This is a genomic window from Roseomonas sp. E05, assembly GCF_030063475.1.
In the GTDB taxonomy this organism is placed as follows: Bacteria; Pseudomonadota; Alphaproteobacteria; order Acetobacterales; family Acetobacteraceae; genus Pseudoroseomonas.
Genome location: NZ_JASIRT010000054.1, coordinates 1 through 16,264, shown reverse-complemented (window position 1 = coordinate 16,264; position 16,264 = coordinate 1). Strand labels below are relative to the sequence as shown.

General features: G+C 70.8%; 13 protein-coding genes, 2 pseudogenes and 1 riboswitch. Of the genes and pseudogenes, 6 read left to right on the top strand and 9 right to left on the bottom strand.

All coding sequences use genetic code 11. From position 1 onward, the window contains the following. Positions 1-106, top strand: a pseudogene (locus QMO56_RS25710) (IS5/IS1182 family transposase); the annotation flags it as partial. Positions 107-115: 9 nt separating this feature from the next. Here the strand turns inward: QMO56_RS25710 and QMO56_RS25705 are convergent. After that, positions 116-712: a nucleoside triphosphate pyrophosphatase gene (locus QMO56_RS25705; protein ID WP_283530354.1), complete on the bottom strand. Its 597-nt coding sequence runs from the start codon at positions 710-712 to the stop codon at positions 116-118. Then, on the bottom strand, positions 709-1,581 hold the full coding sequence (locus tag QMO56_RS25700) for a pyruvate, water dikinase regulatory protein (RefSeq protein ID WP_283530352.1): 873 nt from the start codon (positions 1,579-1,581) through the stop codon (positions 709-711). Before QMO56_RS25700 ends, QMO56_RS25705 begins: the two co-directional genes overlap by 4 nt. 327 nt (positions 1,582-1,908) lie before the next feature. On the opposite strand from QMO56_RS25700, the gene hemE reads away from it, so the two are divergent. Together hemE and QMO56_RS25690 are read left to right on the top strand one after the other, a co-directional pair. Then, on the top strand, positions 1,909-2,952 hold the full coding sequence (hemE, locus tag QMO56_RS25695) for a uroporphyrinogen decarboxylase (RefSeq protein WP_283530351.1): 1,044 nt from the start codon (positions 1,909-1,911) through the stop codon (positions 2,950-2,952). Between the two features lie 62 nt (positions 2,953-3,014). After that, a complete protein-coding gene (locus QMO56_RS25690) occupies positions 3,015-4,073 on the top strand; it encodes a catalase family protein (RefSeq protein WP_283530349.1) in 1,059 nt (352 codons plus the stop codon). Positions 4,074-4,202: 129 nt separating this feature from the next. Here the strand turns inward: QMO56_RS25690 and QMO56_RS25685 are convergent, their stop codons facing one another. Beyond that, complete coding sequence (locus QMO56_RS25685) at positions 4,203-5,519, bottom strand: chloride channel protein (RefSeq protein ID WP_283530347.1); 1,317 nt, start codon at positions 5,517-5,519, stop codon at positions 4,203-4,205. Positions 5,520-5,723: 204 nt separating this feature from the next. Between QMO56_RS25685 and QMO56_RS25680 the strand changes: the two genes are divergently transcribed. Beyond that, positions 5,724-6,419, top strand: a complete 696-nt coding sequence (locus tag QMO56_RS25680; protein ID WP_283530345.1) for a type 1 glutamine amidotransferase — start codon at positions 5,724-5,726, stop codon at positions 6,417-6,419. A 28-nt stretch (positions 6,420-6,447) separates the two neighbouring features. Here the strand turns inward: QMO56_RS25680 and QMO56_RS25675 are convergent, their stop codons facing one another. The 3 genes from QMO56_RS25675 to QMO56_RS25665 all read right to left on the bottom strand — a co-directional run bounded on the left by QMO56_RS25675 (position 6,448) and on the right by QMO56_RS25665 (position 11,318). Then, positions 6,448-9,081 carry an HWE histidine kinase domain-containing protein gene (locus tag QMO56_RS25675; RefSeq protein ID WP_283530343.1) on the bottom strand — a complete coding sequence of 878 codons (2,634 nt, stop codon included), beginning with the start codon at positions 9,079-9,081 and terminating at the stop codon, positions 6,448-6,450. Positions 9,082-9,297: 216 nt separating this feature from the next. Continuing rightward, on the bottom strand, positions 9,298-10,350 hold the full coding sequence (locus tag QMO56_RS25670) for a WD40 repeat domain-containing protein (RefSeq protein WP_283530341.1): 1,053 nt from the start codon (positions 10,348-10,350) through the stop codon (positions 9,298-9,300). Continuing rightward, positions 10,347-11,318: a GTP-binding protein gene (locus tag QMO56_RS25665; protein WP_283530339.1), complete on the bottom strand. Its 972-nt coding sequence runs from the start codon at positions 11,316-11,318 to the stop codon at positions 10,347-10,349. The genes QMO56_RS25670 and QMO56_RS25665 overlap by 4 nt, the downstream gene beginning before the upstream one ends. Before the next feature lie 126 nt (positions 11,319-11,444). After that, positions 11,445-11,673: riboswitch (cobalamin riboswitch) on the top strand. Between the two features lie 39 nt (positions 11,674-11,712). Here QMO56_RS25665 and QMO56_RS25660 point away from each other — a divergent pair. Then, on the top strand, positions 11,713-11,904 hold the full coding sequence (locus QMO56_RS25660; RefSeq protein WP_283530337.1) for a CbtB domain-containing protein: 192 nt from the start codon (positions 11,713-11,715) through the stop codon (positions 11,902-11,904). A 10-nt stretch (positions 11,905-11,914) separates the two neighbouring features. Then, a complete protein-coding gene (locus tag QMO56_RS25655) occupies positions 11,915-12,610 on the top strand; it encodes a CbtA family protein (protein WP_283530335.1) in 696 nt (231 codons plus the stop codon). A gap of 100 nt (positions 12,611-12,710) precedes the next feature. Here QMO56_RS25655 and QMO56_RS25650 read toward each other — a convergent pair whose 3' ends face one another. The 3 genes and pseudogenes from QMO56_RS25650 to QMO56_RS25640 all read right to left on the bottom strand — a co-directional run. Next, positions 12,711-14,288: an ATP-binding protein gene (locus QMO56_RS25650; protein WP_283530333.1), complete on the bottom strand. Its 1,578-nt coding sequence runs from the start codon at positions 14,286-14,288 to the stop codon at positions 12,711-12,713. Positions 14,289-14,695: 407 nt separating this feature from the next. Continuing rightward, positions 14,696-16,018, bottom strand: coding sequence for an aspartate aminotransferase family protein (locus QMO56_RS25645; protein WP_283530330.1), 1,323 nt, complete (start codon positions 16,016-16,018; stop codon positions 14,696-14,698). A 147-nt stretch (positions 16,019-16,165) separates the two neighbouring features. Further along, positions 16,166-16,264: pseudogene (locus tag QMO56_RS25640) on the bottom strand (IS5/IS1182 family transposase); the annotation flags it as partial.

Here is a 16,264-nt window from a genome sequence, read left to right as displayed (position 1 = left end):
CCGCCGCCTGGCCATCCGCTACGAACGCAGGCTCGACATCCACCATGCCCTCACCGCCCTCGCCTGCTCCCTCATCTGCCTCAACGCGCTTCAGGAGCGGTTTTGAAAGGCGCTGTTAGTCCTCCAGCGCCCCGTGCTGGCGCAGGAAGCCGAGCAACGGCAGCAGCGGCAGGCCCAGGATGGCGCTGTGCTCCCCCTGCACCTCGCGGAACAGCTGAATGCCCAGTCCCTCCAGCCGGTAGGCGCCGACGGAATGCGTCACCGCCTCGCCCTCCGCCGCCAGGTAGCGCTCCAGGAAGGCCTCGGAGAAGTCGCGCATGGTCAGGCGCGGCCGCGCCACATGCTGCCAGACGCGCTGGCCATGCCGCCAGGCCACCACGGCGGTGAACAGCGTGTGCGTCCGGCCGCGCAGGGCGCGGAGCTGCTCGCGCGCGCCGGCGACGTCCTCCGGCTTGTCGAACCACTGCTCCTCACAGACCAGGAGCTGGTCGGCACCGATCACCAGCGCCTCCCGCTCGCGGCGGGCGATGCGCTCGGCCTTGGCCTCGGCCAGCAGGATGGCGGCGTCGGCGGGCGGGATCGCCTCCGCCTGGGCGGCGGCCTTCAGCGCGGCCTCGTCCACCGTGGCGGGGCGCGCCTCGAAGTCCAGCCCGGCGGCGCGCAGCAGCGCCGCGCGCGTGGCGGAGGATGAGGCGAGGATCAACCGTGTCATGGGCCGGGCGGCGCCGCCCGCGCCGCGGCCATCTGCTGGTTGCGCCGGGCATGCCAGGCTTCCATCAGCTGCAGCACCGTGGCCGCCGTCTCCTCGATCGAGCGGCGGGTGACGTCGATCACCGGCCAGCCATGGCTGGTGCAGAGCCGCCGCGCCGCCTGGATCTCGGCCTTCACGGCCTCGAAATCCACGTAGTCGTTGGCGTCCTGCCGCACACCGCCATTGCCGATGATCTTCAGCCGGTGCCGGCGGATGTCGATCAGCGCGCTGGTGTCGATGGTCAGGCCGATCACCGGGCAGGGGGGGTCCTCCAGCTCCGCCGGCAGGGGCGAGGTCGGCACGATCGGCACATTGGCCGCCTTGATGCCGCGGTTCGCCAGGTAGAAGCAGGTCGGCGTCTTGCTGGAGCGGGAGACGCCGACCAGCACGCAATCCGCCTCCTCGATGCCCGCGACGCCCTGGCCGTCGTCATGCGCCAGGACGAAGTGCATGGCGTCGATGCGGCGGAAGTAGTCGGCGTCCAGCACGTATTGCGCGGCGCGCTTCTCGCGCGCCTGCTGGCCGAGCTGCGCCTGCAGCAGGTCCATCACCGGGTCCAGCACGGAGAGGCAGGGCACGCCGATCTGCTGGCAGACCTCCTCCAGCGCATGGCGCAGCGAGCGGTCCACCAGGGTGAACATCACCGGCCCGGGCTCCGCCTTGATGCCCTCCAGCACCTGTTCGAGCTGGAGGTGCGAGCGGACCAGCGACCAGCGGTGGTGCACCACCTGCGGGTCGGGGAAACGGGCCAGGGTGGCCCGCATGATGGAGTTCAGCGTCTCGCCCGTGCTGTCGGAGACAAGATGCAGGTTGAAAGGGCGGTTCGGCATCGGCTCCGGGGCGTTCTGCGGCGTTCTGGGGGTGGAGAATAGCGGGGATTGCTGTGGAGATTGTGGAAAACCGGACCCTCGCCAAGCCCCCCTGGGAGAATCGGGGATTGAATCCGCATTTTCAGAGGGTTGGGCATGGCTGGGCACAGCGGGCGGTGCGAGTCCGGGGAAAAAGCCGGAAACCGGCCTTTGAGCTGGGTTTTTTGCCGATTCGCACTTGTGGAAAACTTTGTGGAAAGCGGTGGAGGAATTTGCGTCCCCCTTATCCACAGGCCCTACTGGACCACCCACCTTTCTTAAAGACTCTTTTTCATAGAAAGGGGCGCCATGGAAAACGCGTCGAAGCCCTTGCTGCGTGCCCTTTCGGGGGAAGCCCTCTGGCCCCCGCCCTTCTGGCTGATGCGCCAGGCCGGGCGGTACCTGCCAGAATATCGCCTGCTGCGGGCCCAGGCTGGCGACTTCATCAGCCTGTGTACGACCCCCGAGCTGGCAGCCGAGGTCACCCTGCAGCCGGTGCGCCGCTACGGCATGGATGGCGCCATCCTGTTCAGCGACATCCTGATGCTGCCCTGGGCCATGGGGCAGGGGCTGCGCTATGCCGAGGGGGAGGGACCGCTGCTGGACCCGCTGCGGGATGCCGTCGGCCTCGCCGCGCTGCAGCCCGAGGCCGTGCGGGCGAATGTGGCGCCCATCCTGGAGACGGTCGCGCGGGTGCGGACCGGGCTGGCTCAGGAAGCGCCGAAAACGGCCCTGATCGGCTTCGCGGGCAGCCCCTTCACGGTGGCCTGCTACATGGTGGACGGAAAGGGCGGCAAGGAGTTCCCCGAGACGCGCCGCCTCGCCTATGCCGACCCGGTCCTGTTCGGCAAGCTGATCCGGCTGCTGGTGGATGCCACGGTGGAATACCTGCTGGCCCAGGCCGAGGCGGGCGCCGAGGCGCTGATGCTGTTCGACAGCTGGGCCGGCCTGCTGCCGCCCGCGCAGTTCCGCCGCTGGTCGATCGAGCCGGCCAATGCCATCGTGCGCGCCATCCGCAAGGTGCGGCCGGACATCCCGCTGATCGGCTTCCCGCGGCTCGCAGGTCCCATGCTGGTGGAATACGCGCAGCGCGCCGGGGTAGGCACGGTGGCCATGGACACCGCCATGGACCCGCGCTGGGCGGCCGCCAGCGTGCCGCCGCAGATCACCCTGCAGGGCAACCTGGACCCGCAGGCGGTGGTGGCCGGCGGCCCGGCGCTGGAGGCGGAGGCGCGCTCCATCCTGGCGGCGATGCGGGGGCGGCCCTTCGTGTTCAATCTCGGCCATGGCATCGTGCCGCCGACGCCGCCGGAGCATGTGGCGGCGCTGGCGCGGATCATCCGCATCGGCTGAGCCGGCAACGGGCGAGGGCAGGGGGGCGTTCTGCGGGGAGCCCCCCATGGAGGACGACGCCCATGCCTGTCCGCTACGCCCCTGGCCTCGAATCCCCGCAGCCCGATGAGGCCGAGACCATTGCCGAGCTGATCCAGGCGCTGCGCCGTATCAGCGAGACGACCTTCGAGGACTATGGCCATGCGGTGCGCAGCGTGCATGCCAAGAGCCACGGCCTGCTGAAGGGCGAGTTGCGGGTGCTCGATCACCTGCCGCCCACCCTGGCGCAGGGGCTCTTCGCCCGGCCGGCTACCTATCAGGCGGTGCTGCGCTTCTCGACCAATCCGGGCGACGTGCTGGACGACAGCGTCTCCACCCCCCGCGGCCTTGCCGTGAAGGTGCTGGAGGTGGAGGGCGCCCGCCTGCCCGGCTCCGAGGCGGAGGCCTCGCAGGACTTCGTCATGGCCAATGCGCCCGCCTTCGCGGCGCCGGACCCGAAGGCCTTCGCGAAAAACCTGAAGATCCTGGCCGCCACCACCGACCAGCCGCAGGGTTTGAAGAAGGTGGTCTCGGCCACGCTGCGCGGCGCGGAGAAGGTGGTGGAGACCTTCGGCGGCGAGAGCACCCTGCTGAAGAACCTGGGCGGCCAGCCTAACACCCATATCCTCGGCGAGACCTTCTGGACCCAGGCGCCGCTGCGCTACGGCGACTATGTGGCCAAGCTCTCCGTCGCACCGGCCTCGCCCGCCCTGACGGCGCTCACCGGGACGGAAATCAGCACCAGCGGCCATCCGGACGCCCTGCGCGAGGCGGTTACCGCCTTCTTCCGGGAGCAGGGCGGCGAATGGGAGCTGCGCGCGCAGTTGCTGACCAACCCCGAGACCATGCCCGTCGAGGACAGCTCGGTGCCCTGGCCGGAGGCGGAGAGCCCCTATGTGGCCGTGGCGCGCATCATCGTGCCGCCGCAGAGCGGCTGGGATGAGGAGCGCTCGCGCGAGATCGACGACGGCCTGTCCTTCAGCCCCTGGCATGGCATCGAGGCGCACTGGCCGCTTGGCGGCATCATGCGGGCGCGCAAGCCGACCTACGAGGATTCGGTACGGTTCCGCGCCAGCCACAACGGCTGCCCGGTGCACGGATAAAAAAGCCGGGGGAAGGAATTCCCCCGGACCCCCATCTTCTTTTTGCCGGTTTCAGGCCGCGCCTCCCGCCAGCGCTGAAAACCCGAAGAAAAAAGAAGGGGGCCTGGGGGAATTCTTTCCCCCAGACTTTCAGTGCGTGATGAAGCGCTTCGCCATGCTGGCGTAGAGCGGCCGCCGGCACACCAGGCGCGAGACCATGAAGGCCAGCAGCGCGGTGCCCATCAGCGGCATGGCGAGGCGGGGATTGCTGGTCATTTCCAGCACGATGACGGCGGCGGTGATCGGCGCCTGCACCACGCCGGAGAAGTAGCCGACCATGCCGAGCAGTACGACCGCGCCGGCCGGCACGCCCGGCAGCAGCGCGCTCATCCACTGGCCGATGCCCGCGCCCACCGCCAGCGAGGGCGCGAAGATGCCGCCCGGGATGCCGCTGAGGTAGGAGACCACCGTGGCCAGCAGCTTCCAGATGGCGAAATCCGCCGGCAGCGCGGCACCGTGGCCTTCCACCAGCAGCTTCGCCTGTTCGTAGCCGGTGCCGTAGCTGGTACCGCCCGAAGCCCAGCCGATGACGGCGATGGCCAGCCCGCAGAGCGCCGCGAAGACGGCTGGCCGCCGCACCGCGAGCTGGCCCACCACGCGCGGCAGGTAGCGCTGTGCCTCCAGCAGGGCGGAGCTGAACAGGCCGCCGGCGAAGCCGCCCGCCACGCCGCAGGCCAGCACCGCGATCCAGGCCGGCCCGACCTCGAGCTGCGCGTGGCTGACACCGAAATAGACGTAGTTGCCGACCACCGCGATGGCCATCAGGCCGGCCAGCACCACCGCCGTCAGCGTCGGGCTGCCGGTGCGGATGCGGGTGCCGTGGCTCAGCTCCTCGATGGCGAAGACCAGCCCGGCGAGCGGTGTGTTGAAGGCGGCCGCCACGCCCGCCGCGCCGCCGGAGAGGACGAGGATATGCACCATCTCGGCGCGCGGCAGGCGCTGCCAGCGGCCCAGGCTGTACATGATGGCGGCGCCAACCTGCGCCGTCGGCCCCTCGCGGCCGATCGAGGCGCCGCTGAGCAGCCCGAGCAGCGTCAGCAGGATCTTGCCGATGCCGATGCGCAGCGTCAGCAGCGCGCCGATCCGCTGCGGGTCGGTCTCGTGCAGGGCGGCGATGACCTGCGGAATGCCGCTGCCCTGCGCGCCCGGGAAGAACCACCGCGTCAGCAGCAGGGAAAGCGCCAGGCCGCCCGGGGCCAGCACGAAGATCAGCAGCGGCTCGATGGCCATGATGCTGTGGAAGACCTGCTGCGCCTTGTCGGCGAGGGCGGCGAAGCCGACCGCCGTGAGGCCGACCAGCACGGCACTGAGCCAGAACAGAAGCCGTCGCCGCCACTGGCGGGGAGAAAGCAGCGGCAGGCGGCGAAGCCTGCGGCGGTCCAGTGAGGGAAAACGGTCTGCCCGCATGGCAGTGGCAAGCCTTTCAGGTTGTGAAACGAACGAAGCCGGTGCAAGTCCAGCTGCGGCCTCGCTACACCCTTGCGCCGGCGAGGGAAATGCCGCGGCAGGGATGCGCGGCGCTCACCCTTGCGGCATTCATGGGGGAAGGGCGGCCCGGATTCCAGCCATGCGCCGCCCCGCACCACCGCTTTCCATCTCGGATATAGAACAATGCGGGTTCTGGTACTCGAAAACTCCCCTCTCGCCCCGGTGGGCCATTTCGGCGCGTGGCTGGAGCAGAGGCGTGGCGCCGAGCTGCGCACCGTCTCCGGCTCCGAACTGCCGGAGGACTGGGCGCCCGAGGCGGCGCTTCTGGTGACGCTGGGCTCGCCCAAGGCGGCCTATGACGCCGATCCCTGGATCGCCCGCCAGCGGGCGCTGCTGGCGCGCTGGATCGCGGCGGACCGGCCGGTGATCGGCATCTGCTTCGGGGCGCAGATGATCGCCTCGGCCATTGGCGGCCGCGTGGCGCCCAGCGGCACCTTCCACGAAGGCTGGATGGAGACCGCCGAGGTCTCCGCCCCCGTCTGGCGCGGTCCCTGGATCCGCTGGCACGGGGACCACGTGGTGCTGCCGCCGGAAGCGGAAGTGCTCGCGCGGTCGGAGGGCACCGTCCAGGCCTTCCGCCATCGCCGCGCGCTGGGTGTGCAGTTCCACCCCGAGGCCCATGCCGGCTGCATCGCCGACTGGATCGGCTTCACGCCGCCCGAGCGCCTCGCTGCCAAGGGGCTGCAGCCCGCGGCGCTGCTGGCGCTGACGCAGGAGCGTGACATCGCCCTGGCTGCCCAGCGGGAGGCGCTCTTCGCCGAGATGCTGGCGCTGGTGGGGCTGGGCGAGGGGGTACCTGCGGCGTGCGGCGCGGCGTGAACGCGGGCCCGAGCCTGGCGCAGGGATCTCAGGAGCCGGGCGCGCGGGGGCGACGGCGTATCCGGCGGCCCCCGGCAGGGAGTTTGGCATCCGGGTGCGGAGAGCCTGGCGCGCCGCCTGTGCCGCCCAGCAGGCGCTGCAGCGCCGTGGCCAGCGCGCCGCGGGCGAGCGGCTTGTGCAGCCGGGCGGTCCGCCCCTGGCCGCCGCCCATCGCCCAGCCGCCCGGCAGTTCATGGTAGCCGCTGGCGAAGAGCACGGGCAGGCCATGGCGCACCAGCATGTCCGCCACGGGGAAAGCCGCCTGGCCGTGCAGGTTGACGTCGAGCACGGCGGCATCGAGGCGCCCCTCGCGGATGCCTTCCTCGGCGAGCCGCAGCGCCTCCCCGAGGGTCGCCGCCGGCCCCACCACCGCACAGCCCAGCCGTCGCAGCGTGTCCTCCAGCTCCAGCGCCACCAGCGCCTCGTCCTCCGCGACCAGCACCCGGCAGCCCTGCAGCGCGGCAAGCGCCGGCGCCTGCCCGGTCTCCTCGACCGGCTCCTCCTTCACAGGGGCCTGCCGGAGGGCACCCGGGACCGGGTTCTGCAGGGCGATCCGGTCGGGCGCGATCAGCAGCTGGCAGCGCAGCCCGCTGGGTTGCCAGTCGAAGCGGACCGTCCCGCCAAGCTGGAGTGTCGTGGCTTCGATCAGCCGTGACCCGAAGCCCCGCCGCACGGGGACCGGCGGCACGGGCGGGCCGCCGGTTTCGCTCCAGTCCAGGCACAGCCCGCCTTCCGGCCGCGGACTCCAGCCGACCCCGACCTGCCCGCCGGGCTGCGAAAGCGCGCCGTGCTTGGCCGCATTGGTGGCGAGTTCGTGCAGGATCATGGAAAGCGGCTGCACCGCCTCCGGTGCCAGCCGCACCCCCGGGCCTGAAAAGGTCGCGCGCTGTCCGGCGGCATAGGGAGCCAGCTCCGCCTCGACCACCGCGCGCAGGTCGCTCCCGCCCCAGTTCGTGCGGGCGAGCAGCGTGTGCGCGCGGCCAAGGGCGCGGACGCGGCCATCCACGGCAGCGGCGAAATCCGCCGGGCGCTCGGCCCGGGTCAGGCGGACAATCGACTGCACCACGGCGAGCACGTTCTTGGCGCGATGGTCCAGCTCCCGCATCAGCAGGATCTGCTGCTCCTCCGCAGCCCGGCGGTCCGTGATGTCCTCGCCCGAGCCGATCATCGCCAGGAACCTGCCCGAGGCATCGCGCAGCACCGCATTGCGCCAGGCGATGAGCCGCTCCCCGCCATCGGCGCGGAGCACGAAGTTCTCGTGGGTCTCGTCCGTCTGCGCCTGACCCGAGGCGAGCGCCCGCAGGATGTCCTGCGCGGGCCGGCGCAGGCGCTCCGGCACGAAGGTATCGTGCCAGTTCCGGCCCAGCACCTCCTCCTCACTCCCGAGCGCCAGCACCTCGAGCCCGCGGCGATTGATGCCGCGCACCGTTCCTTCGGCATCGAGCACGACCAGCATGGCGCCGGCCACGTCGAAATAGAGCCGTGCCCGGTCGCGCTCGGTGCGCAGCGCCGTCGCTGCCTCCTCGGCCGCCGCGGCGCGGCCCTCGGCGGCGGCACGGGCGCGCATGCCCTCGGCGGCGCGGCCGAGGGCGGTGCGCAGCGCCTCGAACTCGGTCACGGCGGTAGGGGGCAGGCTGGGCGGCGCGGGGCGCCCCGCCGCCACCGCCTGCGCTTCGTGCGCCAGGCTCTGGACCGGCCGAAGCAGGCGGCGCGCCAGCAGGGCCGCCAGCAGCAGGGCCGCCACCAGCAGCGTCACGCCGGCGGCCAGCAGGGCGATGAGCGGTTCGTGCCACGCAGCGTCATAGGCAGCCGTCGGCAGGGTGACCATCGCCGCCCAGGGCACCCGCTTCAGGTGCTGATAGGCGGCCACGACCTCCGTCCCCTGCAGGGAAAGGCCGCGGGCGATTCCGGCGTTGTGCCCCTGAATCGCGCGGGCCAGCCAGGGCGGGGCAGGGTTGCCGACGGCGGAGGCATGCTCGGCGGAGCGCGCCACGAAACGCCCCTGATCCACCTCGATCAGCCCGGCGACATTGCCTTCGCTTGCCTCCGCCAGCAGCCTGCCGAGGCGCGCCGGATCGAAGGCGAGGATGAGGGCAAGGCTCTCCTGCCTGCCCCCCTCCGGCGGCAGGATCGGCGTGAAGGCGGCGAGGATCGGGCGCTGAGCCACGCCGCCGATGAACAGGTTGCTGAGCACCACCTGGCCTGTTTCCATGGCGCGCCTGATCCAGGGAAGGCCGCGTGCCTGGGGCAGCGGCGCGCCGGGCGGAAGCAGCGTGTTGAGCAGCTGGGTGCCGTCCGGCCGCACCAGCACCACCCAGCCGCCGAAGGCCTCGCCCACCGTGCGCATCTGCGCGTGCAGGTCGGTGAAGGCGGTGCTGGTGCCTGGCGTTCCGCTGGCCATGAGGGCCGACCGCATGCCGGGCGATCTGGCGAGGGTGCCGACCGCCGTCACCACCACGTCCAGCTCGCGGTCCACCGCCGTCGCCGTCGCGCGCGCGGCGCTCTGCAGGCCGGTTTCGGCGGCGTGCCGGTAGGCGCGGCCGAGCTGCCAGGCTGTCAGCCCGCCTCCCAGCAGCGCTGGCACCAGCAGTGCCAGGGCGAAGGCGAGGAGGTGAATCCTCAATCCCCGGGGGGCCTGCATGGTCTTGCGCAACCGCAGTTGGGTGCCCCTCAGCCAGTCACGTTTCCCCATGGCACCCCATTCACGGCGACCCGGTTGAGATCATCCAGGGGGCATGTCACGCAAGGCTGGGTGGCGCCACTTCGGCGTGAGCCTAAGGGCGGCCCGCCATCCGCGCACGAGACTGTGCAGGGGGAGGGCCGCTCCGGCCGCCTCTCCTCACCGCTTGGAGAGGTCCACCAGCCCGGCGAAGCCGGTCTCGGTGCCGAAGGCGAGATGCGTTCCCGCCGGGTTCCAGGCCAGCGCGGAGACCGGCCCACGCCCCGGTGCCGCGACCGGCACCACCTTGCCGGAGGCGATCTCGGCCATCAGCACCAGCCCATCCTGGAAGCCGGCGGCCACCACCTCGTGCTGCGGATGGCAGGCGACCCGGGTGCAGAGCACGCCGTCCCCGCCCGCCAGCTCCACCGGCGGCTTGCCCATCGGCCCGCCGGCGAAGAAGGGCCAGAGCACCACGCAATCCGCCCCCGAGGTGGCCAGCCAGCGGCCCTTGCCGGTGAAGGAGATCGACTTGATCTTGGTGGGATAGCCGGACATGCGCATGTCCTGCTGGTCGGTCAGGCGCCAGCCGTGCAGGGCATTCTCCTGCATGGTGGTCACCACATGGGTGCCGTCCGGGCTGAACTGCACGAGCTGATGGCTGCCCTTCCAGGGCAGCACGCGCGGCTTGTCCTCCTTGGAATGCACGAACCACAGGCTGGCGCCGTTGTAGTGCCCGGCCGCCACGCGCTTGCCCTTGGCGTCGAAGGCGACGCCGCCGACGCTGGAAGGGTGCTCCAGCGCCTTCAGCTTCTGGCCGTCGCGGTCGAGCAGGTGCACCACCTTGCCGACCGCCGCGGCGCGCAGGCCCGAGGGATGGGCGGCGAGGTGCTCCACCCACTTCATCATGCCGAAATCGGCGAGTTCCGCGACGCTGCCATCGGCGGCGACGTGCAGCAGCTTGCCGTCGTCGCCGCCGGAGAGATAGCCGCCGGCCACGTCCGGGGTGAGGGCCAGGCAGGCGCCGTCATGCGCCTCGACACTGCGCCAGCCGGCAGCGGCATCGGCCGCATCCGCCAGGCGCAGCGTGCCGTCGCCCAGCGAGAAGGCGACGCTGCGCCCGTCCCGCCCGAAAGCGGCGCCCACCACCCAGGCGCCGAAATCCTGCGAAATGCCGCGGCTCTGCAGCAGGAAATCGGCTTCTTCCACGCCGCCGGTGCTGCTCCCGCTCATGCCGCGACGCAGCCTTCGAAGCCGCGGCGGAGCTGCGGGCGGTTCAGGTTGCGGCCGATGAAGACGATCTTCGACCTGCGCGGCTCACCCTCCTTCCACGGCCCGATGAAGTCGCCATCGGCGATCATGTGCACGGCCTGGAAGGCGAAGCGCCGGTCCTCGCCCTTGTAGGCCAGGATGCCCTTGGTGCGCAGCAGGTCCTGCCCCTTGCTCTGCAGCAGCATGCCGATCCACTGGTTGAACTTCTCCGGGTCGATCGGCTGCTCCACCTCGAAGGACATGCTCAGCACGTCCTCGTTGTGCTCGTGCTCGTCATTGGTGAGGAAGTCCGGCTCGCGCTCCAGGATGCGCTCCAGCTTGAAGGCGTCCCGCCCGATGACGCTCTCCACCGGCACGTCCGACTTGGTGGCGCGGCGGATCTCGGCATAGGGGTTGATCGCCTTGATGCGGCGCTCGACCTCGGCGGCCTCGTCCTCGCTGACCAGGTCCATCTTGTTCAGCACGATCAGGTCGGCGAAGGCGATCTGCTCGGCCGCCTCGGCGCTGTCCTCCAGCCGGGCGGTCAGGTTCTTGGCGTCCACCACGGTGACGATGGCGTCGAGCCGCGTCGCGCGCTTGACGTCCTCGTCCATGTAGAAGGTCTGCGCCACGGGGGCCGGGTTGGCGAGGCCGGTGGTCTCGACGATGATGCCATCCAGCTTGCCGCGCCTCCGCATCAGCCCGGTCAGGATGCGCACGAGGTCGCCGCGCACGGTGCAGCAGATGCAGCCGTTGTTCATCTCGAAGACTTCCTCGTCGGCGTCGATGACGAGGTCGTTGTCCACACCCAGCTCGCCGAACTCGTTGATCACCACCGCGAACTTCTTGCCGTGGTTCTCGCTGAGGATGCGGTTGAGCAGCGTGGTCTTGCCGGCGCCCAGATAGCCGGTCAGCACAGTGACGGGGACGGTCTCGCGGGCTTCGCTCATGGTCTTGGGGTCCTGCCGGAGAAAGGTCGTTCGTGGTGTTATATGATACGGTTCCCCCCCGGGGTCACGGGGGGAGCCCGCGCAGGCGCCGGAATGGCAGCCTTGCCGCGCTTGCCGGTCCAAGGCTAGGCTGGCCTCCGCGCCGGTCCCGTGCGAGCGGGCCAAGAGGGAACGCCGTGCGGCCCGGGCGGATGCCCGGACCAAGTCGGCGGCTGCCCCCGCAACTGTTGGCGGCAAGCCGATGGTCCCCTGCCCCTTTGCCGGGGCAGCCACTGGCGGCGAAGGCCGCCGGGAAGGCCGGGCCGGAGGCGTCGAGCCGCAAGCCAGGAGACCTGCCGGCGCGCGGCACACCCTTCTGGTCCGGCGCGGGGCGCGCCGGGCGGAGAGCTTCACCATGCGCAATGCTTCCACGACCACCCTTCCCGCCTCCGGCGCGCGGTCGCAGGCCGGCAGCCGCCTGCTGGCCGCCTGCCTCTGCCTGGCCTTCGGCGGCTTCCTGCTCTGGGGTGTCGGCTTCTCGCATTCCCAGACGCTGCACAACGCGGCGCACGACACGCGCCACGCCAACGGCTTCCCCTGCCACTGAGGGCGGCGCCATGACCCTGTTGCGGCCGCTGTTCTTCGCGGCGCTGCTGGCCGGGCTGCTCGCCGGCGCCGCCGGCACCGTGCTGCACCAGTTCGGCACCGTGCCGCTGATCCTGCAGGCCGAGACCTATGAGATGGCGCCCGCCGCCGGCCAGGTCCACGCCCATGGCAACGAGGCCACGCTCCATCACCACGCCGCCGCCTGGCAGCCGGAGGACGGGCTGGAGCGCACCGCCTACACCGGTCTGGCCGACCTGCTGACCGGCACCGCCTATGGCTTCCTGCTGGTCGGCGCCTTCGCCCTGCGGGGCAAGGCGGTGGACTGGCGGCAGGGGCTGTTCTGGGGGCTGGCGGGCTTCGCCGTCTTCACCCTGGCGCCTGGCCTGGGCCTGCCGCCCGAGCTGCCGGGCACCGAGGCGGCCCCCCTGGCCGCGCGCCAGATCTGGTGGGTGGCCACCGTGCTGCTGACCGCCGGCGGCCTCGGCCTGCTGGCCTTCAGCCGGCATCTCGCCTGGGTGGCGCTCGGCGCCGGGCTGATCGTGCTGCCGCACCTGATCGGCGCGCCGCAGCCGGCCGAGCACGCGGCGCTGGCGCCGGAAGCGCTGGCACAGCGCTTCATCGTGATGGTCACGCTGACCAGCCTGCTGTTCTGGCTCGTTCTGGGCGGCGCGGCAGGCTGGCTCTACGGACGGTTCAGCCGGGCCTAAACGGCCAAGGCGGCTCCGCCGCAGGCTGCCGCGGCCCTGAGGCCGTGGCAGGGGGAGTGGCAGGGGGAGCCGGCCCGTCAAAGGCGGGCAGGGCCTCCCCTCACCGGCCGCTGATCAGCTGCCTGAGGCGGTTGGCCAGGCTTTCCATCGCGAAGGGCTTGGTCAGGACTTGCATCCCAGGGTCCCGGAGCCCCTGGCCCAGCACAGCGGCCTCCGCATAGCCGGTGATGAACAGCACCTTCAGCCCCGGGCGCACCGCGCGCCCCTCCTCTGCCAATTGCCCGCCGCTCATCCCGCCCGGCAGCCCCACATCGGTGACCAGAAGATCGACCCGCGCCTCCGAGCGGAGGATCGCCAGGCCTTCCGCGGCATCCTGCGCGGCGAGCGTGGTGTAGCCAAGCTCACCCAGCACCTCCACCATCAGCATCCGCACCGTGTCCTCGTCATCCACCACCAGGACCGTCTCGCCGCTGGCGGCGCGTGGCGCTTCCGCGAGGCTGGCGCCCTGCTCCACCATGCCGGCCGGCTCGTCGCTGCGCGGCAGGTAGAGGCAGACCGTGGTGCCCTGGCCTGGCGCGGAGTGGATGCGCACCTGCCCGCCCGACTGGCGCACGAAGCCATAGACCATGGAAAGGCCGAGCCCGGTGCCCTGGCCGAGCGGCTTGGTGGTGAAGAAGGGCTCGAAGACCCGCTCGACCAATTCCGGGCTGATCCCGGTGCCGGTGTCGGTCACGCAGAGCGAGACATAGTCGCCGGCGGGCATGTCGCGGCTGCGGGTGAAATCCTGGTCCAGATGCAGGTTGGCGGTCTCGATGGTCAGCCGCCCGCCCTGCGGCATGGCATCCCGCGCGTTGATGCAGAGGTTCAGCAGGGCATTCTCGAGCTGGTTCGGGTCCACCAGCGTGTTCCACAGCCCTTTGGTGCCGCTGACCTCCAGGCTGATCTCCGGGCCGGCCGTGCGGCGGAGCAGCTCTTCCATCGCCGCCACCAGCTGGTCCACATCGGTGGGCCTGGGGTCCAGCGTCTGCCGCCGCGAGAAGGCGAGCAGCCGATGGGTCAGCGCGGCGGCACGGTGGGCCGCCCCCTCGGCCGCCGTGATGTAGCGGGCCATCTCCTGCACCCGGCCCTGGGCGAGCCGCGCCTTCAGCAGTTCCAGGCTGCCGGTGATTCCCGCCAGCATGTTGTTGAGGTCATGCGCCAGGCCGCCGGTGAGCTGGCCCACCGCCTCCATCTTCTGGCTCTGCCGCAGGGCCTCCTCGGTCCGGCTGCGCTCCGCGACCTCCTGCGCCACGCGCTGTTCCAGCGTCTCGTTCAGCTGGCGCAGGTTGGCCTCGCTCTGCGCCACCCGCGTGCGGCTCTCCGCCAGGGCCGCGAGGTCGGTCTCGCGCCGGATCAGGCTTTCGCCCAGCGCGGCGCAGACCGCCACGATGCACAGGTTCACCAGCGCGAAGCCGCCGGTGCCAATCCAGTGCTTGGCCGGAATCGCCAAGGTGAAGGCTGGCGGGATGAACAGATAGGCGGCCAGGAAGGCGGCGAGGGCGGTGGCAAGGATGCCGGGCCCCCGGCCGAGGAAGAAGCCGGCCACCATCAGCATGGGAATGAAGAGCAGGAAAGGCAGTTCCAGCGCCGGCAAGGCGGCCCGCAGGGCGGCCGCGAGCAGGACGAGGAGGATGGCCATCAGGCATCGGGCCGGGAGAGACATGCCTCGATAGGCCAGGAGTCGCAGCAGGAGGTCCAAGGCGGCTTTCTCTCAGCCTGCCAATCCATCGGCCTGGCAAGCAGCCAACCGGTCTCGGGCGCGGCCAGGGCAAGAACTGTCGAGTGAAGGCAGGTCAACAAGCCCGGGGATGGGGCGGACGCCCTATATGGACACGAGGCCGTGAGAAGCAAGTATTTTGCGGTTTCTGGCCCCGAATTGGGGAGCTCCTGCTCGCGACCAAGCGGGAGCTTCGCTTCTTCTCTGCCGCCTTGCCCGCGAGCACGAATGCTGGCCGCGGATGCGGAGGGAACCGAGGGTGGGGCGGGGCACGCTTCCCCGGCGGGAGGAAGAGCGGGGAGAGCGGACGCCGCCCTCCCCGCTTCGCTTCAGGCGGCCGCCCTGATGGCGTCCGAGAGAGTTCCGAACATCCGGTCCACGTGGCTCTTCTCCGCGATGAGCGGCGGCGAGAGGGCGATGATGTCGCCGGTGGTGCGGATCAGCACGCCGTCGTCGAAGCACTTGCGGAACACCTCGGTCGCGCGTGCCGTCGGCCGGCCCGGGCGGGGCGACAGCTCGACGCCGCAGACGAGGCCGATGTTGCGGATGTCGATGACGTTCGGCAGGTCGCGCAGGGCGTGGGCGGCCTCTTCGAAATAGGGCTCCATCGCCTTGGCGCGGCCCGGCAGGTCTTCCGCCTTGTGCAGGTTCAGCGTGGCGATCGCCGCCGCCGCCGCCAGCGGGTGGCCGGAATAGGTGTAGCCGTGGAACAGCTCGATGCCGTCCGGCGCACCGTTGACGATGGCGTCGTAGATGCCGTTCCGCACCGCCACGCCGCCCATCGGCACGGCGGCATTGGTCAGGCCCTTGGCCATGGTCATGATGTCGGGCGTCACGCCGAAGCGTTCGGCGGCGAAATTGGTGCCCAGGCGGCCGAAGCCGGTGATCACCTCGTCAAAGATCAGCAGGATGCCGTGCTTGTCGCAGATCTGCCGCAGGCGCTGCAGATAGTCCTTGGGCGGCACCAGCACGCCGGTGGAGCCCGCCATCGGCTCGACCATCACCGCCGCGATGGTGTCGGCGCCGTGCAGCGCCACCAGATCCTCCAGCTTGCCCGCCAGCTCGACGCCGTATTTGGGCTGGCCCTTGGAGAAGGCGTTCATGGTGGGGATGTGGGTGTGCGGCAGGTGGTCCACGTAAGGCAGCATGGCGCCGAACTGCTTGCGGTTGCCGCCGATGCCGCCCACCGACATGCCGCCGAAGCCGACGCCGTGATAGCCGCGCTCCCGCCCGATCAGCCGCACGCGCTGGCTCTCGCCGCGCGCCTTGTGATAGGCGAGGGCGATCTTCAGCGCGGTGTCGGCGCTCTCGCTGCCGGAATTGGTGAAGAAGACGCGGTCCATCCCCTCCGGCGTGATCTCGGCGACGCGCGCCGCCGCCTCGAAGGCGACGGGGTGGCCGAGCTGGAAGGTCGGCGCGAAGTCCATCACCGCCGCCTGCTTCTGGATGGCCTCGGTGATCTCCTTGCGGCCATGACCGGCATTGCAGCACCAGAGGCCCGAGGTGCCGTCCAGCACTTCCTTGCCGTCGGCGGTCCAGTAGGTCATGCCCTCGGCACGGGCCAGCAGGCGAGGATGCGACTTGAAATACCGGTTGTCGGAATAGGGCATCCAGAACGCATCGAGGTCGTTCGGGCGCGAGATCTCGTTCATGGCCATCCTGCGCGGCTGAGGGCGAAGGAATGGAAGGCTAGGCGTCTTGCCGGCGAATGGCGAGAGGGAAGGCTGGGGGAATGAATTCCCCCAGACCCCCTTCTTTTTTCTTCGAGTTGGGGAAGATCCTAGGCGGTGGTGACGATTTCAGCGGAGTAGGATGGCGATTGAGGCGAGCAGAACGAAGCCGCGGAAGTTGGCGAGGAGCTTGTCGTAGCGGGTTGCGACGCGACGGAACTGCTTGAG

Excerpts from the sequence above, each read along its gene's own strand:
- QMO56_RS25670 (WP_283530341.1), bottom strand. The coding sequence starts at position 10,350 with ATGAGCGGGAGCAGCACCGGCGGCGTGGAAGAAGCCGATTTCCTGCTG.
- QMO56_RS25700 (WP_283530352.1), bottom strand. The coding sequence starts at position 1,581 with ATGCCGAACCGCCCTTTCAACCTGCATCTTGTCTCCGACAGCACGGGC.
- hemE (WP_283530351.1), top strand. The coding sequence starts at position 1,909 with ATGGAAAACGCGTCGAAGCCCTTGCTGCGTGCCCTTTCGGGGGAAGCC.
- QMO56_RS25665 (WP_283530339.1), bottom strand. The coding sequence starts at position 11,318 with ATGAGCGAAGCCCGCGAGACCGTCCCCGTCACTGTGCTGACCGGCTAT.
- QMO56_RS25660 (WP_283530337.1), top strand. The coding sequence starts at position 11,713 with ATGCGCAATGCTTCCACGACCACCCTTCCCGCCTCCGGCGCGCGGTCG.
- QMO56_RS25655 (WP_283530335.1), top strand. The coding sequence starts at position 11,915 with ATGACCCTGTTGCGGCCGCTGTTCTTCGCGGCGCTGCTGGCCGGGCTG.
- QMO56_RS25705 (WP_283530354.1), bottom strand. The coding sequence starts at position 712 with ATGACACGGTTGATCCTCGCCTCATCCTCCGCCACGCGCGCGGCGCTG.
- QMO56_RS25690 (WP_283530349.1), top strand. The coding sequence starts at position 3,015 with ATGCCTGTCCGCTACGCCCCTGGCCTCGAATCCCCGCAGCCCGATGAG.
- QMO56_RS25685 (WP_283530347.1), bottom strand. The coding sequence starts at position 5,519 with ATGCGGGCAGACCGTTTTCCCTCACTGGACCGCCGCAGGCTTCGCCGC.
- QMO56_RS25645 (WP_283530330.1), bottom strand. The coding sequence starts at position 16,018 with ATGAACGAGATCTCGCGCCCGAACGACCTCGATGCGTTCTGGATGCCC.
- QMO56_RS25680 (WP_283530345.1), top strand. The coding sequence starts at position 5,724 with ATGCGGGTTCTGGTACTCGAAAACTCCCCTCTCGCCCCGGTGGGCCAT.
- QMO56_RS25650 (WP_283530333.1), bottom strand. The coding sequence starts at position 14,288 with ATGGCCATCCTCCTCGTCCTGCTCGCGGCCGCCCTGCGGGCCGCCTTG.